Below are 25435 nucleotides of genomic sequence, written 5' to 3'. Positions count from 1 at the left end.
ATCACTCCTCTTTGCTTCCCACTATTTCTACTTGCTTGGTAAAAGGGATTTGGGGAAAGGCCGCTTTTTTCAAATACACATAGGACATTTCTCGAGACTGTCGGAAGCTCAACGGAATCTTCCAGTAAGGCTCCACCAACGACAACTCCACCTCTGAAGTTCCCGAGAAATCACAAAGATATATCAAAGCATTTTCAATAACACGCTTCCCGCAAAGATCATATCGCAAATCCTTAAAGGTCCGCAAAACCCAAGGCCACGGCCACTGTTCTTTCATTCCAATCTGTACAGTCTGTCCCAGTAATTCGGGGTGCAAACGAGTCTCAACACGAAGAAAATCGTAAAGGCTTTTCATCTCGTAAGTGGAATTCACATAGATGTAGGGATGTTCCATTTGCAGGGGATGGCGATACACTGAATTGTAGGCACTTTGGACCCCGAAGCCCATCAGCACCATGGCCACTCCGCCAAAGAGGTACTTCCATCGCCCCTTTTCGGCCAGAACCTCGACAAAGAAAACCGCCAACACAAAGTAGAAACCCCAGATTAAGGAAAGAATACACCAAACTGTCTTGTAAGGGATGAGTGAGTAAATCAAAAGTTGTGAAAGCGAAAACACACTCATCACACGAAGACTTTTATGACGTGAGAAAATACCTATGAAGGCAATCCCGACTCCCAACAAAACCAGGGGCTCGGCCTCCCCCAAAACCTGCAACCAATATCCAAATGGTTTTTCATGCCCCTTCCCTTCCACTCCTGTTTTGAGCCAGGGCAAGAAGGCTTTGACGAAGTCCAACAGACCCGATCCGTTTTTAAAAAAGCCCGTGAAAAGCTGCACAAAGAAAAGTCCCAGAAGACTCAAAAGTACCGTCAGACGAGGGCTCCAGGCTTCTTTCAAATTCTTCCAAGAAAACAGTCGTCGCACTTCAGACAAACCTAAGGTAGCTAACGCCAAAGCCCAACAGAACAGCGTGATAGTGAAAGTTTCTTTAAGCGTCACCATTCCCCAAAGTCCCACAAGCCCTAAGGCCCAGGCCTTCGCGTCTGACTTTTCCAGCCAACGCAGCACTCCCAAGGCAAAAACAATCTGAAAAAACACGAAAGGCATCTCATGAATTCCCGAGCGTCCAAAAAACAAAAAGGCCGGACTTAACAAAAGCAACAACATCATCCATCGCTGAACAGACTTCGAAGATAAAAATCCAAAAGAAAAGATCATGACGCTCAAGACGCTGAAAACGGCGGGAAGGGCGCGCAAGGTTTCAACACTTTGCCCCCACAACAACTCAAAGAACTGAAGCATATAAAAATACAAAGGGCCATGATAGTTGTTCGGATCGTACTTATAAAATCCCACAGTCTGCATCTGCAGGACGAACCAGCCATTAATACTTTCATCGAAATGAAGGGGCTTATTGGTTAAATCATAGAATCGCGTGAAGATTGCTCCACAAAGCAGAACCATCCACGCCACCGTCAAAGAGTAATGTGTGCCCTTAACTGATTTCATTGTTTACTATCGTTAAAGATGCAATCGGCGGTGTCAACCCTGCAAAAGGGTCATTTCTAAAGCCTTCAGCGCCTCAGACAGATAATAATCCAGCCAACGATGAGAGCCCAACGGAGTGACCCTCCGAGTGAGATACCCCAAGTGTCCCCCACGCGACTCAATATGCATCTGCGCCCACTTTGAAAAGGGCGCCGTGATGTAGTCCTGAACAGACACAAAAGGGTCATCCTGAGCGGTCAAAACGTAAGTCGGAATATCAATGTTAGAGAGATAGTGGATCGCCGAACAGCTATTGTAATAGTCTTCTCGATCTTTAAATCCCGAAGCCGGAGCCGTGTAGATCTGATCCATATCCCAAATTGTGGACCACAGAGGGATCTCGTATTTTTCCTGAATCAAACCTTGCTGATACTTCTCGGCTATCGTCTTGCGCAGGCGATGCACGAATCGCATATCATACAGGCGGTTGAATCCTGTCTTTAAAAGCCGCGACCCATTTAAAAGATTGATTGGCGCATTGACGGTGACGGCCCCATCAGGCTTAAACTGCCCGCGGTAGCCTCCCAGCAAACACAGCAAAATATTGCCACTCATGGAGTAACCAATAGAGATCTGTTTCTTATTAGGAAACATCTGACGAAGCTTCTCTAAAACCCGTGAAACATCCTCGGCCCGCCCGGAATGGTAAGGATGCTTGGCAAAAGGGGCCCCCTGTCCCGCCCCGCGATGATTCACTAGAACAACGGTGTGTCCCAACTTCTGACAAAGCAAAGCCGTCCTTTGCATATAGTCCGCATGAACATCCCCCGAAAGCCCGTGGAACAAACTCACCACAAAAGGCGAAGTCCCTTGCAGATAAAAACAAAAAAGTCGATCTCCATCCGGAAGATCGACTTCAAAATTTTGTCCTAAGTTTTGTAACTCTGGTGACTTAAGAAAGTGCGCCCACAAAGTTTGGCCATGACCACTGTCGGCCCAAAAAGGAGCATCACATGAGATTAATTCGAGCCTTTGCAATAGAATTTCCCATTTAAATAAACATATCCATCGGGACGATTTCCGCGAGGATCATGGTGCAACCAATGAAGAAGGGCCCCACGATTTGTCCAAATGAACTCTCCACCCATCGCAATCACGTCGCCTTCTTTGACGGGAACGCGAGGGCACATGTCCGAATTATACACAGCCTGCATGGTCTTACCATTAGAAAGGCGAACCATCCACTTTTGATGCTCACGTCCATCATTGTCGTCAGGCAGGACTCTTGTCACAACAAGGCTTCCCCCTTCAACAAAGTTCAAACGACGCTGACTATTCACAGCTTTTACGAGCTCTTGATCATTCGCCGTGTCTGTGACAGCTGAAGATTGCCCCTGTTGATACTGTCCTTGATTATCGGCATTACCTCGTCTTGCTTCCGCAACCTGATAAGAAGTCAAAATCGTCGTAATTGAAAAAACACCCAATGCTATTTTTGTGATAACTTTCATGATTCCCCCCCCAATGCCGAAGCAGTTTGCTAATTTCTGAGAACAAATTCAATCGTTAAAATAAAAATACACAGTGCCTTAAAAAGTTAATCTAAATGGGAAGGAAAATCTGACAGAACCTGAAATTTTTACTTAAATTCGATATTCTCAATGGTCACGAATTCTTCTCCGGCCGGTTTGACAATACGCACCTCATCCCCCAGTTTCTTGCCCAAAAGGGCCCGGGCCACCGGAGACTTCCAGGAAATCTTACCCTTTTTGGGATCGAACTCGTCTTCGCCGACGATTTGATAACTGAGTTCGTCCCCTTCCTCATTAATCAACGTCACCGTCGCACTAAACAAAACCGTATTCCCTTTCATCTGCTTAGGGTCCACGACTTCGGCGTCCTCAATTCTTTTAGTTAAAAAATGAACGCGCTTGTCAATTTCACGCAGTCGGCGCTTGCCATATTGATAGTCGGCGTTCTCAGAGCGATCCCCGTTACTCGCCGCCCATGCGACAACCTCGACAAGTTTGGGTCGCTCCACATGCATGAGTTCATGATACTCTGCCTTGAGTTTTGCTAGACCTTCGAGGGTGATGTAGTTCTTTTTAGTGTCCATAGTGCAAGACTCTAGACCATCTACCAGAAAGGTTCCAGTCCGTTTTCTTATTTGCCCCCAACTATTTCTTAGAAGAACGTCGGACCTAGACTTAAGCGCTATTAAATATCCAGAGAAAATCTCCGAAAAACAATTGAGGAGGAAATGATGAAAAAACAGTGGAAACGGTTGCTTATCGCCGCGCTCACATCATCGTCTGTTTTTGCTGTAACCTGGTATTGGTATCAGTCTACAGATCATCGAATTTCCGCTCATGGAAATGAAAAGCCTTTGGCTTACGTGGGCAAAGTTGTCGAAGACATTCAACGTCGTCCGTCTTCTCGCCTCTTGTGGCAGCTTGTAAATACGGGAGAGCCCCTTTACAACGGAGAAGCGATTCGTACCAGTGAACGTGGAGAAGTTCGAATTCAATTTGTCGATTCGGATCGCTATTTAGATCTGGAACCTGAGTCTTTGATCGTCATTAAAAAGTCCGAAGGCGAAATCGCCTTGGATCTGATGGAAGGTAGTCTATTTGTTAACGCGAAGGCCGGAAATGAAACCAACGCCCCGGGACTGGTTCTAAATTCCGCTAAAGGAAAAGTCGATCTCTCGCGTGCGTCGGCGTCTCTTTCTAAAGGACGTGGCGATTCCGTCGACGTTCAAGTTCTTGAAGGAAAAGCTTCGATCAAAGGAAGTGATGGACAAAGTCAAGACCTCACCTCACGAACTGAGATCAAGATCTTAAGTCCACTGCCGCAAAAACCTCTTGCCATGGATGCGGAGTCTTTGCAGCCCGTGCCTTTCCAATGGCAAGGGTTCCCTGCAAACACTCAAGTTTCTGTTTGGGTGGGATCTAGCCGAAAACAACTGAAAGAGTTGGTCAAGGCTCCTTTAAATCAATCACAAGTTATGGCATCACTGCCCTTTGGACGTCACTACTGGAAACTTGTAGGAACAAATCCTGACGGGCATGTGGTTGCTGAAAGCCCCATCTATAAAACGGAAGTTTTGGCGCGATATGCTCCGACGGTGGTTTTCCCGACGGCGGATGCCGAAATTCCCGCCTCCAGTACACCCTTTGATTTAACCTTTAAATGGCAAAAGGGCGACGACACAAGACAAATGACTTTGGAAGTTTGGAAAGATCCAAACCTCAAGGAAAAACTCACCGCCAAATCCTTCACGAATGAAGATAGCTTTACTGTGCCTTCCTTAAAGGCCGGCACTTACTATTGGCGTATGAGTTCTTATTATGTTGATTCTGACAAGCCGGTTTTAGGTAAGGTTCAAAAATTTGTCGTTAAACCTTCCAATGAGGTGAATGTCCAAGCAAAAGCGCCGACACCTCCTCCGATTGTTCCTGTGGAAGTCAATTTCACAATGCCGGAAGCGCAAACGACTCAGTACTACGTGGAAAGTCCTCGCTTAGGCCTGTCATGGAAAGCGGATAAGACAGAACAAGTCACATCATGGAGAGTTAAACTTCTTCAAGAAAATGCGGATCCCTCTTCAGCGGCTACCATGGAAGTCAAAGACACCACTCTTTCAACTCCTGTCAGCAAGCCCGGTCGCTACATTGCTTCGATTGAAGCTCTGAACAAAGACGGTCAAGTTCTTGGCACCACTTTGTCACAAACTTTGACGGTGGCACCTCTGCCTCTTTTGCAATCACCGCAATTTCTTCCCGCAGAAGGCACACTCCAGGCAACTCTCGATGGCAAAACTCAACTTGAGTGGACCGCCTTGGATGGAGTCAAAGAGTACTGGCTGACCATTCGTAAAGATGGCAAAGAACTTAAACGTACAAAATATTTGAAAAACTCAACGGCGTTGAAAAACCTGTTGCCTGGCGAATATGAAGTTGAAGTGGCCGCTTATGATTCTTATGGACGGAAGAGTGAACAAGGACCTTCGCGAAAGCTGATCGTACCAGATAGATCCGGCGTTCGCGCTCCGACACTCAAAAAGATTAAGGTCAACTGATGCTAAAGCGTAGCGCGTTTTTTATTCTTATCTTCACACTCTGGGCCGCGACGGTCTGGGCGGCCCCCTATCGCCGACTTGTGAATTTCGAGTGGGAAGCGATTGAGGGCGCGAAAAGCTATGAAATTGAACTGACTCAAGTGAAAGAAAAAGATCCTAAAACTTTCACTTTTAAGGTTCAAGAAGCGGCCTGGAACGGACGATTGACTCCGGGAAAATATCTTATGAAGTTGCGCTCTCGCGACTATCGCGGTGTTCCTGGAGAATGGAGCCCGGAGAGTGACTTTAATGTGGGATTGGACACGGCCGCTCTCAAATTCCCCGCCTCCCGATCTCGTATTACGACCAAAGAGACCGACAAGACCAAACTGGAATTCCAGTGGGCTCCCGTACCTGGCGCAGATCAGTATCACTTCAGTTTGACTTCGGAAGATGGAAAAACACAAATTTCAGAGGTGCTCAGCGAGCCCTCCTTTAAAACATCCGTCCCTGTTGCGATGAATTACACCTGGAAAGTTTCCGCCTCCAACAAAGAAGGCATTCAAAGTGAAGCCACCGCCGTCAGTCAGTTCTCGGTTCTTGGCAAGGTTTTGGAGAACCCAAAGATTGATAAACCTGAAAGTGAGTTCGTGCGCGAGATCAAGTGGACCCGTCCCGACTACGCCACTAAATACGATGTCTATATCTTCAAGGGCAACCCCACGACTAAAAAGTGGGAAAAATTTAAAGTGATCGAAAATACGGAGGAAGACTCTCTGGCCTTCGATCAGTCTTGGCCGGGGGGAAAATATCAAATAGCGGTTCGCGCCAAGTCGGACATGCGACCCCACTCGACTCTCATTAAACAAACTTTTTCAGTGCGCAATGGCGACCGTTCCCCTGCGGCTGAATACACCGCGCTTGTAAGAAAATCCATTGATCGCGTCACTGGATGGTATGCTATCGCAAGTTATCTTATTACCGAAATGCAGTTCCGCGGAATTAATCCCGAAAAGAACTCTTCGGTTGCCTATAGTGCTATGGGAGGAACCGGCAGAATGGGCGTGGGCTGGTTCAGTCCGGATACTCCGTGGGGATTTTTGGGCATCATTGATCTCAGCGGATTTACATTCAATGGAAAAACTCAAACTTTTGCTTCCACAGAGCTGAACGCTGTCTATCGCAAGTCCGTAGGCGACCGTGGTGAAGCGCGCTTTCAGATGGGACCTTACTACAAAGAACTTCCTGAGACCGTGGGCGATCCCTTCTCGGGTCAATCCGAAGATCTTAAGATTTCTTCTGCAGGTCCGCATTTAGGAGCTGAGTACTGGTATTCCCTGACGCCCAAACTGGGTTTGCAAATTAATGCACACATGTATATGTCCTTGATGAAGATCAGCACACCCAATGGAGAACCTCTCACTCCGTCTTTGTCCACTCAATTTGGATTCTTGGGCAGCTATCGCTTCACGCCGACCTTTACGGGTCTGGTGGGTTACGCCCGTCGTGAAGATAAAATGTCTTATAATGCGGTTCCTAGCTCCAGCAACTTTGCGGTTGATGGAGATGTGAATGAGTCCACTATCGTCGGAAACTATCTAAACTTTTTTGCGGAGTGGGCTTTCTAGCTCGTGGAGATTGTATGAGAATACCTATTTCAACCAAACTCATTACAGTGACAATTCTGATTCTGGTGGCCGCAACTGGAACCATCACCTGGATCTCTTCAGCATACTTTGAAAAGAAAGCCTCAGAGCAAGTGGATATCGCCAACCTGGAATCGGCGGCCGCCAAAGCAAAAGAAGTTGATAACATTGTCAGCTCGTTAGTTGATAAGACCCGCGTGACAGCCTCTCTTTTAATGAAAGGCACCTCAGAAAAAAATGGCACGGGCGATGACTTTGACTTCAACTTTACAAAAGACAAAAACTTTGTGGCCTTAGAAATTTTGAAGCTCAACGGAAGCTCCGTTGAAACTGTCGCACGCCGAGTAAAGGAAGAATCACTTCGTCCCTATGGTCTTACCGCTACTTACCTGATTCATTTGCGCTCTTGGCAAAAGTTCCCGATTCGTTCGGTCGCTCAAGGAAGTATCGAGTTAAAAAATGCCTCTTATCCGAAAGCCCCTGCGATGGTGACTATCGGAATCCCCTTGATCCGGGATGTTCAGGGAAAAATCACTCATATCGCTTTGGCGGACGTGACCTTGGCTCCGTTGGAAAAACCTTTCACCGATCCCTCTGAAAGAACTCAATACTTAGTCGATCGTTATGGCGAGCTGTTAGCTCATAAAGATGAACAAAAGGCCATGGCGCGCCTGAATATGAATAAAAACCCGTTCGTACAAAAGGCCTTGGTTCAAAAGTCTCCACAATATCAAACAAAGTTCATTGATCCAGATTCCGAGAAAAACTATTTTGGCGCCTCTGTGAAAACGTCTTTTGGAGCGACCGTCGTTTCTCAAACCTCGGAAGAAACGATTCTCGAAGTGTCGCATGAGGTAAAACGTCGAGCCATCTTTGTAGCGGGATCCGCCATCTCCATGGCGATCTTCTTTATCTTTTTATTCTCAATGACCCTGACCTCCCCGATTGAAAAATTGGCCGAGATGATCAACTTGGTTTCCAAAGGAAACTTCGACGTCAAAGCCCGTGCCCAAGTGAAATCCCATGATGAGGTGGGTGACTTGGCCGAAGCATTCGATCACATGACGGATGGTCTGAAAGAACGCGACAAAGTGAAAAGTCTTTTCTCGAAATTCCACGGCTCTTCTGTGGCCGAGGACTTGATCAGTAAAGATATCGGTGTTGGCGGTAAATCCAGAGACGTGGTGGTTTTCTTCTCGGATATTCGTGGATTCACGGCTTTCTCTGAAAAACGATCTCCCGAAGAAGTCGTTGAGATGCTCAATGAATATTTTGGAGTGATGGTAAAAATCATCAACGCCCATGGCGGTGTCGTCGACAAGTTTATCGGAGATGCGATCATGGCGGTTTGGGGAGCCCCTCGAGGTTCGGATCGTGACCCACACAATGCCGTGCGCGCTTGTTTGGAAATGCGGAAGGCCCTTGAAAGCCTCAACGAATTGCGCCTCAGTCGCGGGCAACCTGCCATCAATATTGGTATGGGATTACATGCCGGAGCGGCAATTTCAGGAACCATCGGTTCTGACGAGCGTATGGAGTACACGGTGATCGGAAACACAGTCAACACGGCTTCTCGTATCGAAGCTTCCACCAAAGCCTTCGGCGCCGATCTTCTTGTTTCTGACACTGTGGTTGAGAAAATTGGCGAAGACTTCAAGATTGAGTTGGCCGGAGCCGCCGAAGTAAAAGGTCGCTCGGAAGCCTTGAAAATGTTCAAAGTGCGCGGCTATCGCGCTAGCGACGGCAGCATGGTCGAAGTTTCAACGCCCTACTCTGACTATGAAGCCGAGTCCGCCGACAAAGTAAAAGTCAAAGCGGCCTAACCTTCCAAGGTCGGCCCTTTGTACTAAAATCTTATTGTCGATACGCTTTCTCCAAGGTCGAGATATCGAGCTTCTTCATCGGTAACAAAGCCTCCATGACCTTGTTCGATCTCACCGGGTCCGAGTCGCTGATCATTTCCTCTAAGGCCTCCGGGACAATTTGCCACGAAAGACCATACCGGTCTTTGAGCCACCCACACTGTTGGGCATTTTTGTCTCCCCCTTCAGAAAGTTTTGCCCAATAATAGTCTAATTCCTCTTGCGTCTTGCAATTCACCACTAAAGAAACTGCTTCGTTGAATCTAAAAACGGGGCCTCCATTCAACGCCATAAACTGCTGACCATTCAGCTCAAAAATCACCGTCAACACACTTCCTGAGGGCCTATGATGGATTTCAAATCCCGCCTCCCCATAATGGGTGACTTTTAAAATCTTCGAGTTCTTAAAGATGGAGGTATAGAATTTAGCGGCCTCTTCAGCTTCCGAATCAAACCACAAACACGTAGAAATAGATTGCATCGTTGGCTCCTTGAAAAGATCCCCACATCCTAACGGATGACTTAAGCTCTTCTCAAGGAGTGCTTTGACATGAAAGTGCGTCTATAGTTTGACACTCAACCCGTCTTTAAGAGCTAAACTTTGTGCTCTCAAGGCCGGGATCAAACCAATCACTGTGCCGCCAATCAATGTAATGACTAGATAAATCAGCTCACGCGACGTAAACCAGGGGCCGACCAAATAAAGGCCAAACTCAGATTCGATCCAAGGTTTTAAACCGGCCACAAGTCCCCATGATAAAAAGACCCCTAAGGCAATTCCCAGAACCGTCAACAGCGCCGACTCAAACACTAAAAGACCCACAATTTGATGGGACTTCGCTCCCACGGCCCGCAAAATTGCCATCTCACGACGACGCTCGTTCAACGCTGTGGTGAGGGCAATTAACATCGCCATAAATCCAACCAGCACGACCATCCAGGAAATAATACGTAAGACACCTTCCACAAACGACAGTCCCTGCCACAGTTCACTCAGTGTGACTCCAGGAATGATCGCTAACAACGGTTCGTCTTTGTAGGTGTTGATCTCTCGCTGCAATTTCAAGGTCTCAATGCGCGATTTCGCACCAACAAAAAAGGCAGTGATGGTATGAACCTTCAATTTTTCTTTTGTGAGTTGTTCACGGGGAATGATTTTTTCAGCCGTGGGCGCGGCCCCTTCTTGCCAATCCACATGCAAGGCTTCCATCCCCTCCAAGGACATGTACACCGCACGGTCCAAAGGAGTTCCTGTCGGCTCCAAAATCCCCGCGACGACAAAAGGTTTGTCATCGTGCTCTTGAATACCTTCCCCTTTGGTCACACCATGAGCGACCACCACACGGGACCCGAGTTTGTATCCCAATTTACGAGCGACATCCGCGCCAAGAACAACATCCCACAAATCGCGAAATTCTCCTCCTTGGGAAAACTCCACTTTGTGGTCTCCACGATAGTGGTAATGCTTAAAGAAATCCTGGTTGGTCCCGACAACTCGGAAGCCGCGATGTCCGTCCCCCAACGAATAGGGAATGGTCCATTCGATCGCCGGGATTTTTTTGATCTCCTCATAGGTCTCATAAGAAATATTATGAGTGGCACTTCCCATGTTAAAAACCGTGTATAAGATCAACTGCAAGGGACCACTGCGAGCTCCCACGATAAGATCTGTCTTACTGATGGTTTGCGTGAACCCTTCTTCGGCCGCGCGCTTTGCTCTTTCAACAGAGAGCAATAAAGACACGCTGAGGGCGATAGAAATCACCGTCAACGTCGTTGCAAAAATGCGATTCTTCAAGGACTTGATTGCCAATTTTAAGAAGACCATCACCCAACCTTATTAATGGAGTCCAACGAGATGGAGCGGCTAAAAAGTTTTTCCATGCTGCGATCATGAGATACGAAAACCACGGTTGTTCCGTAAAGATCAGACAACTCAAACATCAGTTTCAAAAACTTCTCGCGATGATCCGTGTCCAAAGCTGAGGTTGGTTCATCGGCCAACAACAGATCTGGTTTTCCCAAGAGAGCTCTAGCTACGGCGACTCGCTGCTGTTGACCGACACTCAATTCAGCGACTTTTTTACCCAGCAACTCTCCAATACCTAGATTTCCGCACAAAGCGCGAATCACCATTTCCGTATCGACACTGCCTAACCGAGCCCGGCGGGCCGCACTTAGATGCAAAGGCAATTCAATGTTCTCTTGCACCGTCAGATAAGGAATCAAATTAAAGTTCTGAAAGATATATCCCATATGCTCGGCGCGAAAAGAGTCCCGCTCCGAATCACTCATCTTAGCAAAGTCACAACCCAATATCTTCAAACTTCCCTGAGACGGCTTCAACACTCCGGAAAGCATTTCCAGCAAGGTGGTCTTTCCGGTCCCACTGGGACCATAAAGAAAGAGCTGCTCACCACGCACAATGGAAAATTCAGGGATCTTCAAAGTCGGCGTGGCCTGCCCTGGATAGACATACTGTAAATCACGAATCTCAATTAAGATGTTACTTGAGGCCAAGACTGTCTCCGTTATTGGTTACCTGGAGGGATTTTTGGACACCATCCGCAACGACGTCCACTTGAACTTTCCTTAAACGAGGAAAGATTTTTTGCATATGAAAAGAAATCTCGCTGCCCGCAACGGGAGCCTCACAAGATACACCAAACTCGGCTTCAACCTCGGCGTGATTTTTCTGCTGATTCACTTCGAAGATCTCTTTTTTGATCTCACACTTTAAGGAAGGATCCATAACGATCATCTCTGAAATCTTTTCCTCTAACTTCAGCAGAGCCTGTTCTTTTTTTTGTCTGTCTTTTTTTGATTTAGCTTCGTGCTCAAAGCCATAAAGAGACTCGGCGGGAACGTGAAACTCGATTTTACCTCTTTTGCCATCAAAGGCCATACTGACTTTGCCTGCGCCATGCATATGCGCTCCGTGCTCTCGTGCGGCAAAAACCATTGTCGAAAGTAAAAGGACCTTAAACATAAAACCCCCTTTGAGAGATTATTTGTACGGTTCTATCGCCTCGCCCACGAGTTCGAACGAAGCATCGCCGTACATGGATTTCTTTGTCACTAAATTCAACGTCCCATAAACCCAGATCGGGCCCACTGCCACATCTGTCCCACGCTTCATCTTCACATAAACCATCTGATTGGGAGGAGGAGGTGGAACATGAATACAAGCCTGCGGGCTTGGCACCAACAAAAACTCGACGACATCCCGTTGGTTGTCTTCGAGAGGCACCATAAATCCAGGGATCTTAACGCTTTTACCATTCAAAGCTTGCAGCTCTGACGAAGACTTTCCGGTGATATAGTCCATCTCCCCAAGAAGTCGCCAGTCCACCTCGACCCCGTTCAGCGCTCCACCCCGCGAGCCCAGCATTTGATAAATCACGGCCCCCGTGACCGCCGCTAATATGAATACTCCCGCCAGAACCCATTTTTTCATCATTCGTCCCAATTCCCAAAAGCCCCCCTCATAGGGGCTCCTTTCTATTAAAGACAAGGCTCACCTTAAATGCAATAGCTTTGCGCACTGCCCTTAGCTCTGCTATAAAGGAACTTTCCACTGAAGAGTGAGGCCGAAAATATGAGCAGCAAAATTCAAAGAGTTCGCGGCACCCGTGATCTCCTTCCCGAGGACAGTCTTCTTTTCCGTTTTGTCGAACAATCAGCCTATGAGAAGGCCCTTTTGTACGGTTACGGAGAAATTGAAACTCCGATTTTTGAATTTTCTGACGTTTTTCATCGCACCCTCGGCGAAACTTCCGACGTTGTGAATAAAGAGACTTATGATTTTACAGATCGTGGAGGCGAAAGTCTCACATTAAGACCTGAGGGGACGGCGGGCGTCGCACGCGCTTTTATCTCTGAAGGACTGAGTCAAAACCTTCCGTTAAAATTTTATTACTCCGGCCCGATGTTTCGATATGAGCGACCACAAAAAGGACGATATCGTCAATTTTACCAATTGGGCGCAGAGTGTTTAGGTTATGACTCCCCCCTGGCCGACGTCGAGTGCATCGCTTTGGCGTGGGACGTCCTGCAAAAAATCGGCATTTCCGCCGACTGCACCCTGGAGATCAACACCCTCGGAGACTCAGAAAGTCGCGCCGCTTATCGTGAGGCTTTAGTCAGCTACTTCACGGCTCATCAAGAGCAACTGTCGGCAGACAGCAAAATGCGTTTGGAAAAAAACCCTCTGCGCATTTTGGACTCTAAAGATGAAGGCGACAAAACAATCAACGCCCTAGCGCCAAAATTTGAACAGTACCTCAATGAAACTTCGAAAACGTTCTTTAAAAAAGTTTTGGACGGCATCGAGAAATTGGGGATCCCGTATAAGATCAATTCTCACCTAGTGCGTGGCCTCGATTACTATTCTCACACTGTTTTTGAATTCACGACGGCCAAGCTGGGCGCACAAGGCACCGTGCTTGCCGGCGGACGCTATGATGGTTTGATTGAAACCATGGGGGGCCCAAAAACTCCGGGTGTCGGTTGGGCCGCAGGGATCGACCGTTTGGCCGACCTCACTCCGAAAGAGTTAGCGATTCAATCCGAAGTCCTTATCGCTGTCATTGGCGCCGATGACCTCGGTGAAGAAGAAAGCATCAAAGTCGCCCACGAAATCCGCAGCCGAGGCCTCAAGGCGGAAAACTTCCTCTCTGGAAAAATGGGCAAAAAAATGCAAAAAGCCAACAAGCTGAACGCCCACTACGCCCTCATCCTCGGCAGCAATGAAGTGACCAATAAAACCGTCACAGTTAAGAACTTCGCCACCGGAGAACAAAAAGAAATCTCCCGCACCGAACTTCAAACTTTTGATTTTAAAATCTAAAAAAAGAAAAAGGCTCTATGAATTTCCCTCATAGAGCCCTCAAAAAACTAATGACTTGTAGGCTTTCTCTTTTCAGGAGCAAGACTCGGCGCTATCTCCCAAGATAAAGAGCTGACAACTTTAGAACGCTTATAGACAGCGATTTCAACTCCGCCATCTTTACTGGAATAAAATAACATTTTAGGACCTCGAACATCACCATTCTCATAAGGATGCTCAAGATCGAATTTAAGATGAGAATATCGTTTCGCTAAGCTCTCCAAGTTTGCCTCAGAGTCTGTGGCCCTAAAAAACCAGTTGGCGGAAAGGAGGGTTCCCGTGTGAGCGTTAAAAATTAAAGACAAACGCGTCGTTTTTGGCTCTCCACCAAGATACACCCATGCATCTTCCCGTCTTTCAGAATCCGCATATTCTCGAATATCAGGTTTCCCAAAAATTCTTTCGGCTGTTGATGTGTTGACGTCGGCCCAATGAACTCTGTCCACCCTTGATAAACTTAATGAGTCCGCCTGAGAGGATCGAGACGCACAAGATATGCTCCAGGCAAATAAAGGAAGCAGTAACAAAAATCTCATATGTCTCATCGCCCACTCCTCAATTTAAATTTATCACCAAATCGCCTTCTAATCCAATTATAGGCATTCGGCGTCACCTTCTTAAGTTTTTCAGGCTCATTTAGATAGAACTCTATATTATTTGCATAGTCTTCTTCGGGGGATTCTCGACCATCGTCCTGAACGAAGCCATCCTTTCGAGAAATATAACGCTTCTGCTTATCTCTTAAGGGAATCCAGTTCGTGGAATACTGATAATCTGTAATGTCAATCTCAGAAAGATCCAAATACATCTGATGTGCAAGCTCGTGGGCGATTACTCTTTGCAAGTTGTACCTTTTTTCGAAGGCAGAATCGTAAATCACAATGATGCCCTCTGCTGACGTTGCTGGATTTGGAAAGTCCTTCGATCTTACGGCTCGATAGATCCCCTCAATACTATTACTCAACAATTCTTCAGGAAGGGTCTCAAGGACTTCTATAACTCTTTCCTTATCAGCAATCGTCCAAGCCTTAAAGACCTCCTTGGCATAAGGCCAACTTGTATATTTTGAATTCTGAAATCTCCCTTCCCATGACTTATATATGGCAGAGTGACTCTTACAGTGCCCCCTAACTTCTGTCGCAGAAAAAAACTTCCCATCAAATCTAACATAGGCGTTACGATAGTGAGATTTGACCCAAAACTGTCCTTCGGGACAGCTTTTAGTCTCTGCTCGAATTCCCACTGGAAAAAAAATAGCTACAATCAGAGCAAGAAAAATCAGCCCTTCCAATCAAAAGACAAAAAAACAAAACCCACAATGCCAGCAAGCCCCTCCAGGCGCGAGGACTGTCTGAGCGTTTTTCGCCCAGGGGAACTCTCCCCATCCTCGCCCACCGAGCGCCGACTACTTCCGTCCAAGTTTGATCGAGTGCCCTTTACCCCAACCAGGAACATTCAAGGAACTTGCGCGAGTCCAGACAAACATGAGTATCAAACCCACTGCAAACATCGCGACACTAAGCCACTGACCTCGAGTCAACCCCAACCATTGGAAACCAATATGGGCATCAGGCATACGGAAGTGTTCATCAATCACGCGCACGATCGCATAAAGAAGAACAAAGGTCGCCGCGACAAATCCTGGCTTACGAGGTTTTCTCCATAACAAAAACAAAAAGACAAAAAGAAAAAGCCCCTCACCCACCGCTGCGAAAAGTTGTGATGGATAACGAGGTGTCAAAATAGGTGCGATCGCCTCTTTGGCCGCCGTATTTCCTTCTTGAATGGATTCAACGACTTTATTCATGATGGAATAAAGCTGATCACGAGAACCCACGTCAAAACGAAACTTTTCTACAAGCTCTAACCATTGCTCACGCCCCACACCGATTTTTTCAACCACGGGAGCAAGATCCGGCAATCGTGTGACTTCTTGTGAAGGCCACATGAAAATATCTTGCGGAAATTTCACCGCCAAAGGGAAAGACGGATCACAAGGACGTCCCACCAACTCGCCATTGATAAAGTTCGCAATGCGACCAAAAAACACACCAATGGGTCCCGTCACGGCGACAAGATCCAAAAGATACAAAGAGTTCACGGAATACTTACGAGCATACAACAAACACGCCAGAACAATCCCGATAATCCCGCCATGGCTGGCCATTCCACCTTCATTGACGGCTAAGACTCCCCAAAAAGGAAATGTGGATTTAAACTTCAAGAACAAATCAGGGCCATAGAAAAGCACATACCCCAAACGTCCACCCACCAAAGTTCCAATCGCGGCGTAGGTCACAAAGTCACCCACCATCTGAGCTGTCAGTCCTGATCTTTGCCTTTGCGCCAACCAACGAATAAGCAGATAAGCACAAATGAACCCCATCATGTATGAGAGTCCGTACCAGCGAATACCAAAATCGCCAGAAATTCTTAGCGCAAAGGGATCAAAATCATGAACCACAACGTATCCTTTTTTGAGACGTTAACAATGTATCAACGAGGGATTTCTTAGACCTTCCCCCATAAAAGCGAGAAAATGGGGTTATGTCTAGGTTTTCATCTTTGCTTCTACTGTGCATTATCGCGTTTTCAGGATCGACTCAGGCTCAAAGCGCCAGCCGCTGGGGAAGTGGTATCGACTTCACTCAACGAGCCGCCAACCGAGAAAAAGGCCGATGGTCTTTGACAGAGTGGTTGGACATGAAAAACCGCAACCGCATGATGGATATGTGGCTCTCCGTCAACTCGCCCTCCCCTTTTGAATTTATGCTTGGGGGCTCTTACAATGCGATGAAAACCGAAGTGCAAAACTCAGGAACAAGCACCACAGACACCTCGTATGCGGGGGAGCTTGCCGCCTACGCGCAATTCGTAGGGGTTTCTGCTGAATATGAAAACAACACCGAGAAGGGCTACAACGATCTGAGTGGCATGCTGAATATCCGCCTTTTGGGAAACTCGATCCAAAACACCGCCTTCACACTCCACTATGGTCAACGGACTCGAGAACAAAGCACCGGAGGACGCCTTTCCCAACAATTTGGGCAGGCTTCATTGCAAGTTTATCTCACGAAATATTTTGGTCTTGATGGGAAATATCGGTATTTCCTTCCCACTTCCACAAGTGAATTAGGAGATGTGGAGGGAAGTATCACCGAAGCCGGGCTTTTTATAGACTTTAAAGCCTTGAGAATCTTCGGTACCTGGTACAAGGAGAGCCAGAAAACAAAAATCCCTGCTGCGACGGATGACACAGTCACCGATCGCGCAGGGATTAGGTCAGGAATTAAGATTTTCTTCTAAATTCCCAAAGCCCCAACTACTGAAGTTGGATCAACTTGTTCTCACCACTTACGAAGTAGCTTTCAGTTGATTGCTCATGAGCCATTGGAGAAGTCACTTTCCATTCCATGTTCATTTGCATTCCCGCAACAGGGTCACGCTTTGAACCTGTGTTGAATACAGAAGGGATCACAGCCGTCGCGTCGAATTGGAAACCCCAACCAACAGAAACATTCGCAGGTTGGAATGTCGCGTTTGTGATGTATTTACCGATACCATCAGCAGAACCACCTGCTGTGTAAGTAACACGGTAAGAGAAATCCACAACTGTCATACCGAAACCGTTTTCGTACTGAACGTTGTAAACTTTAGATTGAGGAATGTTCCAGCCAGAAAGATCAGACCAGCAAGTCAAACCTTTAGGAAGAGCATTCGCAGTGTCGATTTTGATGTTTACGACAGGGCGACCCGCATTGATTACGTTGAAGATCTTTTTACCGATATTGATGATTTGATCTACAACCAACTCGATCGCGTTCAAAGGATTTACATCACCTTGTTTGTCGCCAGTGAATTTAGGCGCCAAAGGCATTTGAGAGTTGCAGTCTTCAAGAAGACCTACTTTTTTTGCAAATAACGCTGATTGAGCGTATTGCTCTGTAACGTCAGTTACTTTTACTTTTTTGATTTCGAAATAAGCTTTGTCGATAGCAAACGCTGAAGATGCCATTCCCAAAGTCAACGCCATAGCGATTAGTGAACGAATCATGAGGACCCCCTATTAATTGCCAGGGGTCATATCAAGGGGAATACGAGCTTTCAAATGAAAAGAATGGATGCCATTTTATTTTGCATGCACGATGCACCGTGCTACCAGCGCTTGGTCAACGTCAGCATCGGGAATATCCAAGTTTTGGAGTTGGACGCAGAGGATTCCACGCTACTGACTGTTTTCTTTGTATAATTTGCAAGATAGTAATTCAAAGAAGCGCCCACATTGAGCCCCTCTCGCACCTCAGGAGACACTCCAAACTGCAACCAAATGCTGGTCCCCTCCCAGTTCTCAGAGGTGGATCCAGAGCTATAGGCCGCCCGACTGAGGAGGTTGTAAGCCCCACTGAGACTGAAGATCTCATTCTTTCCAAACTGCCACTTCAAATACGGCCCGGTATCTTGAGAAGAAAAAGTGGTCGTCACCGCGTCTGAGTCTGTGTGAGAAATGCCGCCAAAGTTCCAGCCTCCCCACACCGTCTTGTTAAAGCTAAAAAGGACTCCCAAATTGTAGAAATATTTAGAAGATGTTTTGGAGGAAGACGTCGCCAAACTGTCAGACAAATAGGTTCCCCCCAACTCAACCAGAACCCCGGCGTGAGCTGGCAATGAAAACAGCAAGAAGAAGGAAAACAAGTACTTCATCACGAAATCTTATCGGCGCCCCCCCGATTTCTCCGAGGGGACCCCATGGAATTTAGACTAACGTCTTTCCAGCAAGGCGGCGTAGAATCCGTCAAATCCCTCTTTGTCTGGACGAAGGTGGATTTGTTTTAGCAAAGTCCAGTGCTGCCCGTACTCTGCCATAAATTTTTCAATCTGTTTTTCATTTTCACTGGGAAGCAGACTGCAGGTCGCATAGACCAGGCGTCCACCTTTTTTGGTCAAAGGAGCATAGCTGGTCAGGATTTCGTATTGAAGATCCTGCAGACGATCAATTTCTTCATCAGACAGCTTCCATTTGGAATCAGGATTGCGACGTAAAACGCCCATTCCCGAACACGGTACGTCCAGCAAAACACGATCAGCCGAATCGTACATGCGCTTGATCACTTTGTTGGAATCAATCACCCGGGTCTCAATCACATCGACCCCGTCACGACGAGCTCGCACTTTAAGTTCTTTCAGCTTCCACTCGTGAATATCCAAAGAGATGATCTTGCCTTTGTTCTTCATCAGCGACGCCATATGAAGACTCTTGCCTCCAGCCCCCGCACAGGCATCAACCACACGATGCCCTGGCTGCACGTCCAAAAGAGGCACAACCATTTGCGAAGCCGCATCCTGAACTTCAAAAAGACCTTTTTTAAAGGGCTCGGTAATGAAGACATTCTTTCGTTCAGTGAGTTTCAATGCATGAGGCAACTCAGGAGACACTTTGACAGCTTGAATGCCTGCGTCCGCTAAAGTCTTGAGCAGCTCATCGGGTGTGGTTTTTAAAATATTGGTGCGCAAAAAAACTTCTGCTGGCTGATTCAACGCCCGCACCACCTCTTTGTATTCCGCTCCCAGTTCTTTTTCTAAACGCTTTTCCATCCAATCCGGAATGGACTGCGCCACCGCGAAAGACGGAATGTCTTTTTGACGTGCCATCACCCCTTTGACGGAAAGGCCTTCCAGCTCTTCCCAGTCAGGAAGTTCATTCCCCTGACGAATCCAGTAGGCACCCCAGATTTTCCAGAAATCGTTGTCATTCGCAAGGTATCCCAACAGGCGTTCCCAGCGCACGATTTCGTAAACACTTTCGGCAAAAAAGCGGCGATCCCGAGCCCCCCATTGCTTTTGTGCTTTCAGATTTCTCTGAATGACTTTGTCCGCGTACTGCCCTTGTTCGAAAACTTCATCAAGAGCCCCAATAATTGTTTCGACGAGATGTTTATGAATCTTCAAAATGTAAATACCAATCCACCTGATAAGAAGGTGCCGTTAAGTTGACCAGACGAGAGAATAAGAAGGTGGTTTTTTAAACCAGCTTCGATGAAGAAGCCAGTATTTTCGAAGATATCAAAGAAGCGAGCCCCTGCCACCAACTGATAATCCAAAGACAAGGAGGATTTACCCGAGGCTTGTTTGAAAAAAACTCCCAAACCTAGGCCCGCCCCAAAATAGAGAGGAAAACGTGAGCTCGCATCTGGGAACGTAATCAGCGGAAGAAAAGACAATTTCGTCGGTTTTTCCCCTCCAACCTCAAACTCGCTGTAGTCCAACCGTAAATTCAAATCCATGGAGTTTTGCCATTCCCCCACTCGGTAGGTGACTCCAAAGTTGTTTTTGCCAACATCGTCTTCCTGTCCGTTTTTACCCCACTCGTAAGACTGAGAAGCCATGTAACGACCAAAATGCAATGCCAGGTAGTGATCCGAGGCCGCCCCCCCTTGATAAGTTTGAGCCGGGTCTCTTTTTTGGAAATACCGCGCGGCCGCGCCTCTTCCAACGCGGGGTTGGGAGTCTTGTCCAAATGCCATCGAACTTATCAACAAGGGCAAAATCAACGAGAGAAAAGTCTTCACACGCACCTCAATTCTACCCCTCTATTCTAGCCAGGTTTTATCCTACGAGTTAAGTCTATGACGCATAAAGACATCCAACACTAGACACATTGACTCCTTTGGGCCTGATACCTAATCTCCAGGCAGCTTTTAGGACGGGACCAAAGACTATGAAATGCCCCTTTTGCGGACATGCAGACGATAGAGTTCTAGACACGAGAGTGCAAAAAGATGGCAGCATCCGCCGCCGTCGTGAATGCCTTGAGTGCAAAGCGCGTTTTTCGACTGTCGAAACAATCATGCTAGCCTTCCCGTTCATTATTAAAAAAGATGGACGCCGCGAACCTTTCAGCAAAGAGAAAATCCTTAAAGGTCTTCAAGCTGCCTGCCAAAAACGACCTGTAAGCTTGGCGCAGATTGATGCGGTTGTAGAAAGAATCTCAGCCTGGGTTATCAACCGGGGCGAAAGTGAGATCTCATCTCGTCTTATCGGCAAAAAAGTCATGGCCGAACTTAAACAACTCGATGACGTGGCCTACATCCGCTTCGCGAGTGTGTACCGTACGTTCAAGGACGTTCAAGAGTTTGTAGAGACTTTGGAAGACGCTGAACTTCTTGATTTTGTCGATGCAAATAACCCACAATTAAGCCTTACAGCGATGAACTTTGTTGAAAGCGAGAAGAAGCCTAACCATGAAACTGACAGCAAGACGACAAGCCCGCGAACTCGCACTGCAACTCCTTTTTCAAACTGAGTTTGCTCCTCAGATCAGCTACCAAACTTTCTTGGATGTGTTTGAACAAAGCGTAGACCCTGAGGTCACGACTTACGCGGACCTTTTGGTCACGGGTGTTCAATCCCATAAAGAAGCGATTGATGCAAAAATTCAAGCCTCCAGCGCTCACTGGAAAGTCGAACGCATGGCCACAATCGATCGCAATATCTTGCGTATCGCCGTTTATGAAATGAAATTCGCGAAAGATGCGATCAAAGAGAACATCGCCATCAACGAAGCGGTGGAAATCGCCAAGAAGTATGGCACGACCGAGTCGGCCAGCTTCGTGAACGGTCTTCTCGATCAAGTGAGCAAGGTTCACTGATGTCTTTAAGTGTGCTTTCCCAAGCCAGCGCTTTAAATCCCGGCTCAGACCTGTGGATCGTGCCTGACTTAGAAAGATCACATTGGACGACCCGCCTTGACTGGTATCTGAATTTTCAACTGTGCAAGTCTTCTCGCCATATCACTCCGAACCTGCCGTCCTTTGTGAAGGAGGTTTTGGAGGAAACGGAACTTGAAAAAAGGGCCTTCCCCATTTCCAGCAATGCGCCCTTGATGATTGCCTCCGATGAACTTCTTCCTAATAAATGGGTCGTCGTTCTTCCCTGGAACGGAGATCTAACGAAATGGACCTCCTCCATCTTTGATATCTGGCAAAACCTCAAAGAGCCTAGCTTGCGCGTTTTCCTGCCACCTGGACAAAGTACCGGGAATCTGCAAGCGGCTTGGCACGCTCATCACACCTTCGAAGATTTCACCGTCGTACTTGATTAAAGGGCCAATCCTCCTCACAATAAATAGGTCAGAGGAGAGACGACATGGAAAAATTGTCCCAAACACTTGTTTCAAAAATCACAAAACTGCAAAAACGTTTTGAGTCTTTCTTGGACAATGATTTCGAAAACAAAGTGGAAGAGGCGGAACATATTCAGGCCTCTTTTGAACCCTCACGCGACACGGCCCTGATTCGTGGCCTTTCCCAAGGACTGCCGGATGATCACATTGATCGTGCGATCATCGTTTTTTCTCGTCTGGCCATGTTTTTTGATGCGGGCATTTTACTTGAAAACAATGATGGCCAATGGAAAGCCCAGGCGTCCTTCCATAAAGGCGTGACCCAGCTTCTCAAAAACAATTCCAAGTCGATTGTGAAAATTCCCAATATGACTTTGCTGTCCGTTTTGAAAACAGATTCCAAAGCCATGTTGCAAAAGCTGCAGCTTCAGAACTTGGATCCCGAAAATAAAACAACTTGTTTGCTGATCAAAGCCAGCCCCGATTTTGCCTTTATTCTGTTTTCCAGCATGGCGGATCTGTGGTTGAAGGAACATATTGAAAATGTTCGCCGCGCTTTGATCAACGGGTTTGCCGACTGATGACAGACTCTAAAAACGAATCCTATACGATCTATATTCTTTCAGACAGTACCGGGGAAACGGCGGCGACCATGATTCGCGCGGCCCTAGTTCAGTACTCTTCGAAAGAGATCAACATCATCCGGTGTAAAAATGTTCGCACGGAAACTCAAGCTGAGGCCGTGATCGAAGAGTGCTTCGAGCGTCGAGGCATGTTGGCTTACACCGTAGCCAGCCAGCAACTTCGCAACAAGATTCGCGAACAAGCCTCCGCAAAGGGCATTCCCTACTTCGATCTTTTGGGGCCTTTATTAAGTACTCTCGATACCTTCTTTGGCGAACACTCCGAATCCCACGTGGGAGCCTTGCGCGCGGTCGATGAAAGATATTTTAAACGCATCGAAGCCATCGAATACACCGTCAAACACGACGACGGAAAAACCTTCGCGGAATTAGACAAAGCCGACATTGTTCTTGTGGGAATTTCTCGCACCAGTAAGACGCCACTTTCGATCTTCCTAAGCCACAAGGGTTGGAAGGTGGCGAATGTGCCCATGGTATTAGACACTCCCTTGCCTGAAGAGCTTTTCAAAATTGATCAACGTCGCATTGTCGGTTTGATTATTGATATGGAATCACTGCAAAGGATTCGCAAAAGTCGTCTGGAAAAATTCGGTCAAGACCCCGGAGGCGAATATGCCTCCATGGCCCACATCGCAAAAGAAATTGAATATGCGGAAAAAATATTTAAACAAAACCGACGCTGGCCCGTCTTCAATGTGACAGAACGAGCCCTTGAGGAAAACGCCAGTGAGATCGTACGCATCATCGCCGCTCGCTTGGGTCTTCCCGACAGCGTGATTTTCTAAGCGGCCTTTTTCACGGAATCATCGGAGTCCGCCTTACCGCGGAACTCCGTCACTCGTGCTCCATGAACATTTTCCCCCTCCTCGCCATAAACAACAAGGTTGAGTTCATCGACCACGGACTTCATAATTTGCGCCTGAGTATTAATTTCATCCGCCGTGCCCGCAATCTCTTCTGAAGAGGCCGCATTGGATTGCACGGACTGATCCAATTGATTCATGGCTTTGCTGATCTGTCCAATTCCAGTGGACTGTTCTTCGCTGGCCATTGAGATTTCATTGTTCAGCTCGGAAACTTTTTTCACTGATTGAACAATGTTCTTAAGCATTTCTCCGGATTTTTCAGATTTGAAGGTGCCGCGTTCGATCTTTTCCACGGATTCTTTAATCAGGCTCGTGATGTCCTTGGCCGCCGAAGCAGATCTTTGCGCCAATGAACGAACGGCCTCCGCAACCACTGCAAAACCTTTACCGTGTTCTCCCGCTCTTGCCGCCTCGACGGAGGCATTCAAGGCCAAAAGATTTGTTTGGAAAGCAATATCGTCAATAACGTTGATGATTTCTTCAATCTTTTTAGAGGAACCAGAGATCTCTCTCATGGAAGCCAACAAATCCAACATCTCACGCTCCCCTTGCACCGCCACTTCTGATGAGGTCGATGACAAGGCCGCCGCTTGTTTGGCATTGTCCGAGTTCAACTTCACCATGGAAGTCAGTTCTTCCAAGGAAGCCACGGTTTCCTCCAAAGAGGCTGCCGATGCACTGGAAGATTGAGATAAGGATTGTCCTGCAATCGAAAGCTGATGAATGGCCGACGATACTTGTTCGCCAGAAGATTGAAGTTTTTCAGATAAGGAACTTACGGACTTGGCAATATAACGTGCGATCAAGACAACCGCCGCGAGAAGGAACAAAATGCCCGTGAAGGCAATGATCACTTGTGTCCAAACCATGGCTGTCGCTTCAGCTAAAACTGTTTTGGTTGGAGTTCTTACAATCAATGCCCAAGGCTCTTCTGTATTTCCCACGGAAATTGGACTAACAACGTACAAGTATTCGCTCTTGTCGCGACTATCAACGCCTGTCGTTGCGAACTCTTGTCCCTTTTGAATGGCCTCTTTGAATTTCTCAACTTCAAACGGATACTCGGCAGTTTTTGTAATCATCTTTTCATCAGGATGAGAAACATAGTTTCCCCTCGCCGTCACAAGATAGGCCTCTGAAGTTTCATACGGCTTGATCGACGCCACTTTCTTTTGAATCTCTTTCAAGGGCAAATCAACCCCGGCGACCCCCACAAACTTACCATCAAGAACAATCGGAACAACCGCAGAAGTCATCAGCGTTTGAACACCATCGATAGGATACAAATAGGGCTCGACCATGGTTTCTTTCAGACGGTTTTTGGGAACTAAATAGAAGTCTCCTTCGCCGGGGTTGTTATAACCCACCAGCGGAGTCAAAGAGGCCTTGCCTCCCTCCCAGTTCAAATAAGGTACAAAACGACCCGATTGATCATGTCCTTGAACACCGGCAAACTCAGAATCTTTTCCATCCCAAGCATTCGGCTCCCAGCCCGTCCAAGTTCCAATCAGAAATTTATTTTTTACTAAAACCTCGCGAAGCGCTTCTGCGACGGAGCTACGGCCGGTATGGCCGTTCTTTTTATAAGATTCAAGAATATGGGCAAAGTTTCTTGCGATATCCAATCCGTGTTCGACTTCAAGACGCATTTCTGTGGCGTAAGCTCTCGCCGTCGCGACAGTTTTTTCTTGAGCTGCTTTTTCCGCAGCTTCATGACCACTTCGCGCCATCATAAAAGTCATCGTCCCTAAAACCAGCAGCGCAATCAAAATAATAGGCACCGCAAGTTTCACCTGAATTGAATAGTGTTTCTTCATGGTCAGTCCTTACTACGGATAAAAGATCTGACGACTTCTCG

Annotated in this window: 27 protein-coding genes; 10 read left to right on the top strand and 17 right to left on the bottom strand. The window is 47.1% G+C overall.

Features of this window, described 5'->3' with window-relative positions; genetic code table 11:
- Window position 1: 1 nt before the first annotated feature.
- The 4 genes from ACM64D_RS08925 to greB all read right to left on the bottom strand — a co-directional run bounded on the left by ACM64D_RS08925 (window position 2) and on the right by greB (window position 3608).
- A complete protein-coding gene (locus ACM64D_RS08925) occupies window positions 2–1513 on the bottom strand; it encodes a flippase activity-associated protein Agl23 (RefSeq protein WP_415062858.1) in 1512 nt (503 codons plus the stop codon).
- A gap of 33 nt (window positions 1514–1546) precedes the next feature.
- The gene (locus ACM64D_RS08920) at window positions 1547–2530 is read right to left on the bottom strand and encodes a YheT family hydrolase (protein WP_415062857.1); all 984 of its coding nucleotides are present in this window, start codon (window positions 2528–2530) and stop codon (window positions 1547–1549) included.
- Window positions 2512–3003, bottom strand: coding sequence for a DUF3465 domain-containing protein (locus tag ACM64D_RS08915; protein ID WP_415062856.1), 492 nt, complete (start codon window positions 3001–3003; stop codon window positions 2512–2514). The genes ACM64D_RS08920 and ACM64D_RS08915 overlap by 19 nt, the downstream gene beginning before the upstream one ends.
- A 128-nt stretch (window positions 3004–3131) precedes the next feature.
- A complete protein-coding gene (greB, locus tag ACM64D_RS08910) occupies window positions 3132–3608 on the bottom strand; it encodes a transcription elongation factor GreB (RefSeq protein WP_415062855.1) in 477 nt (158 codons plus the stop codon).
- Window positions 3609–3755: 147 nt separating this feature from the next.
- Here greB and ACM64D_RS08905 point away from each other — a divergent pair, with 147 nt between their 5' ends.
- Genes ACM64D_RS08905 through ACM64D_RS08895 form a run of 3 tightly spaced genes read left to right on the top strand, consistent with a single transcriptional unit; the run spans window position 3756 to window position 9021 of the window.
- Window positions 3756–5573 (top strand): hypothetical protein, encoded by a 1818-nt coding sequence (locus ACM64D_RS08905; RefSeq protein ID WP_415062854.1) that lies wholly within the window; start codon window positions 3756–3758, stop codon window positions 5571–5573.
- Window positions 5573–7180, top strand: coding sequence for a hypothetical protein (locus tag ACM64D_RS08900; RefSeq protein ID WP_415062853.1), 1608 nt, complete (start codon window positions 5573–5575; stop codon window positions 7178–7180). The genes ACM64D_RS08905 and ACM64D_RS08900 overlap by 1 nt, the downstream gene beginning before the upstream one ends.
- A 14-nt stretch (window positions 7181–7194) precedes the next feature.
- Entirely contained in the window at window positions 7195–9021 is a 1827-nt protein-coding gene (locus ACM64D_RS08895; protein WP_415062852.1) for an adenylate/guanylate cyclase domain-containing protein, read from the top strand.
- Window positions 9022–9052: 31 nt separating this feature from the next.
- Here ACM64D_RS08895 and ACM64D_RS08890 read toward each other — a convergent pair whose 3' ends face one another.
- From ACM64D_RS08890 to ACM64D_RS08870, 5 genes are all read right to left on the bottom strand, one after another.
- Entirely contained in the window at window positions 9053–9541 is a 489-nt protein-coding gene (locus ACM64D_RS08890; protein WP_415062851.1) for a VOC family protein, read from the bottom strand.
- A gap of 81 nt (window positions 9542–9622) precedes the next feature.
- Window positions 9623–10888 (bottom strand): ABC transporter permease, encoded by a 1266-nt coding sequence (locus tag ACM64D_RS08885; RefSeq protein WP_415062850.1) that lies wholly within the window; start codon window positions 10886–10888, stop codon window positions 9623–9625.
- Window positions 10888–11580, bottom strand: coding sequence for an ABC transporter ATP-binding protein (locus ACM64D_RS08880; RefSeq protein WP_415062849.1), 693 nt, complete (start codon window positions 11578–11580; stop codon window positions 10888–10890). Before ACM64D_RS08880 ends, ACM64D_RS08885 begins: the two co-directional genes overlap by 1 nt.
- On the bottom strand, window positions 11567–12049 hold the full coding sequence (locus ACM64D_RS08875) for a ZrgA family zinc uptake protein (RefSeq protein WP_415062848.1): 483 nt from the start codon (window positions 12047–12049) through the stop codon (window positions 11567–11569). The genes ACM64D_RS08880 and ACM64D_RS08875 overlap by 14 nt, the downstream gene beginning before the upstream one ends.
- 18 nt (window positions 12050–12067) lie before the next feature.
- The gene (locus ACM64D_RS08870) at window positions 12068–12520 is read right to left on the bottom strand and encodes a DUF3299 domain-containing protein (protein WP_415062847.1); all 453 of its coding nucleotides are present in this window, start codon (window positions 12518–12520) and stop codon (window positions 12068–12070) included.
- Between the two features lie 138 nt (window positions 12521–12658).
- Here ACM64D_RS08870 and hisS point away from each other — a divergent pair, with 138 nt between their 5' ends.
- On the top strand, window positions 12659–13909 hold the full coding sequence (hisS, locus tag ACM64D_RS08865) for a histidine--tRNA ligase (RefSeq protein ID WP_415062846.1): 1251 nt from the start codon (window positions 12659–12661) through the stop codon (window positions 13907–13909).
- A gap of 47 nt (window positions 13910–13956) precedes the next feature.
- On the opposite strand, the gene ACM64D_RS08860 is transcribed toward hisS, so the two are convergent.
- From ACM64D_RS08860 to lgt, 3 genes are all read right to left on the bottom strand, one after another.
- Window positions 13957–14394, bottom strand: a complete 438-nt coding sequence (locus tag ACM64D_RS08860; RefSeq protein WP_415062845.1) for a hypothetical protein — start codon at window positions 14392–14394, stop codon at window positions 13957–13959.
- Between the two features lie 95 nt (window positions 14395–14489).
- Complete coding sequence (locus ACM64D_RS08855) at window positions 14490–15191, bottom strand: hypothetical protein (RefSeq protein ID WP_415062844.1); 702 nt, start codon at window positions 15189–15191, stop codon at window positions 14490–14492.
- A 162-nt stretch (window positions 15192–15353) separates the two neighbouring features.
- Window positions 15354–16412 (bottom strand): prolipoprotein diacylglyceryl transferase, encoded by a 1059-nt coding sequence (lgt, locus tag ACM64D_RS08850; protein ID WP_415062843.1) that lies wholly within the window; start codon window positions 16410–16412, stop codon window positions 15354–15356.
- An 83-nt stretch (window positions 16413–16495) separates the two neighbouring features.
- Between lgt and ACM64D_RS08845 the strand changes: the two genes are divergently transcribed.
- Entirely contained in the window at window positions 16496–17254 is a 759-nt protein-coding gene (locus ACM64D_RS08845; protein ID WP_415062842.1) for a hypothetical protein, read from the top strand.
- A 16-nt stretch (window positions 17255–17270) separates the two neighbouring features.
- On the opposite strand, the gene ACM64D_RS08840 is transcribed toward ACM64D_RS08845, so the two are convergent.
- The 4 genes from ACM64D_RS08840 to ACM64D_RS08825 all read right to left on the bottom strand — a co-directional run bounded on the left by ACM64D_RS08840 (window position 17271) and on the right by ACM64D_RS08825 (window position 20514).
- A complete protein-coding gene (locus tag ACM64D_RS08840; RefSeq protein WP_415062841.1) occupies window positions 17271–18002 on the bottom strand; it encodes a hypothetical protein in 732 nt (243 codons plus the stop codon).
- Window positions 18003–18103: 101 nt separating this feature from the next.
- Window positions 18104–18649 carry a hypothetical protein gene (locus tag ACM64D_RS08835; RefSeq protein WP_415062840.1) on the bottom strand — a complete coding sequence of 182 codons (546 nt, stop codon included), beginning with the start codon at window positions 18647–18649 and terminating at the stop codon, window positions 18104–18106.
- A gap of 57 nt (window positions 18650–18706) precedes the next feature.
- Window positions 18707–19894, bottom strand: coding sequence for an RsmB/NOP family class I SAM-dependent RNA methyltransferase (locus tag ACM64D_RS08830; RefSeq protein WP_415062839.1), 1188 nt, complete (start codon window positions 19892–19894; stop codon window positions 18707–18709).
- Window positions 19891–20514: a hypothetical protein gene (locus tag ACM64D_RS08825; protein ID WP_415062838.1), complete on the bottom strand. Its 624-nt coding sequence runs from the start codon at window positions 20512–20514 to the stop codon at window positions 19891–19893. The genes ACM64D_RS08830 and ACM64D_RS08825 overlap by 4 nt, the downstream gene beginning before the upstream one ends.
- 149 nt (window positions 20515–20663) lie before the next feature.
- Here ACM64D_RS08825 and nrdR point away from each other — a divergent pair, with 149 nt between their 5' ends.
- From nrdR to ACM64D_RS08800, 5 genes are read left to right on the top strand one after another with little or no spacing between them, the layout of a single operon-like run.
- Entirely contained in the window at window positions 20664–21248 is a 585-nt protein-coding gene (nrdR, locus tag ACM64D_RS08820) for a transcriptional regulator NrdR (RefSeq protein ID WP_415062837.1), read from the top strand.
- On the top strand, window positions 21187–21594 hold the full coding sequence (gene nusB, locus ACM64D_RS08815; protein ID WP_415062836.1) for a transcription antitermination factor NusB: 408 nt from the start codon (window positions 21187–21189) through the stop codon (window positions 21592–21594). The genes nrdR and nusB overlap by 62 nt, the downstream gene beginning before the upstream one ends.
- Entirely contained in the window at window positions 21594–22046 is a 453-nt protein-coding gene (locus ACM64D_RS08810) for a hypothetical protein (RefSeq protein ID WP_415062835.1), read from the top strand. Before nusB ends, ACM64D_RS08810 begins: the two co-directional genes overlap by 1 nt.
- 44 nt (window positions 22047–22090) lie before the next feature.
- On the top strand, window positions 22091–22648 hold the full coding sequence (locus ACM64D_RS08805; RefSeq protein WP_415062834.1) for a GTP cyclohydrolase: 558 nt from the start codon (window positions 22091–22093) through the stop codon (window positions 22646–22648).
- Window positions 22648–23496, top strand: coding sequence for a pyruvate, water dikinase regulatory protein (locus ACM64D_RS08800; RefSeq protein ID WP_415062833.1), 849 nt, complete (start codon window positions 22648–22650; stop codon window positions 23494–23496). Before ACM64D_RS08805 ends, ACM64D_RS08800 begins: the two co-directional genes overlap by 1 nt.
- Here ACM64D_RS08800 and ACM64D_RS08795 read toward each other — a convergent pair.
- A complete protein-coding gene (locus ACM64D_RS08795) occupies window positions 23493–25394 on the bottom strand; it encodes a methyl-accepting chemotaxis protein (protein WP_415062832.1) in 1902 nt (633 codons plus the stop codon). The two genes, ACM64D_RS08800 and ACM64D_RS08795, sit on opposite strands and share 4 nt — an antisense overlap.
- Window positions 25395–25435 lie beyond the last annotated feature (41 nt).

Source organism: Bdellovibrio sp. (assembly GCF_047637665.1).
Classification (GTDB): domain Bacteria; phylum Bdellovibrionota; class Bdellovibrionia; order Bdellovibrionales; family Bdellovibrionaceae; genus Bdellovibrio.
This window is presented reverse-complemented; position numbering and strand designations above follow the sequence as displayed.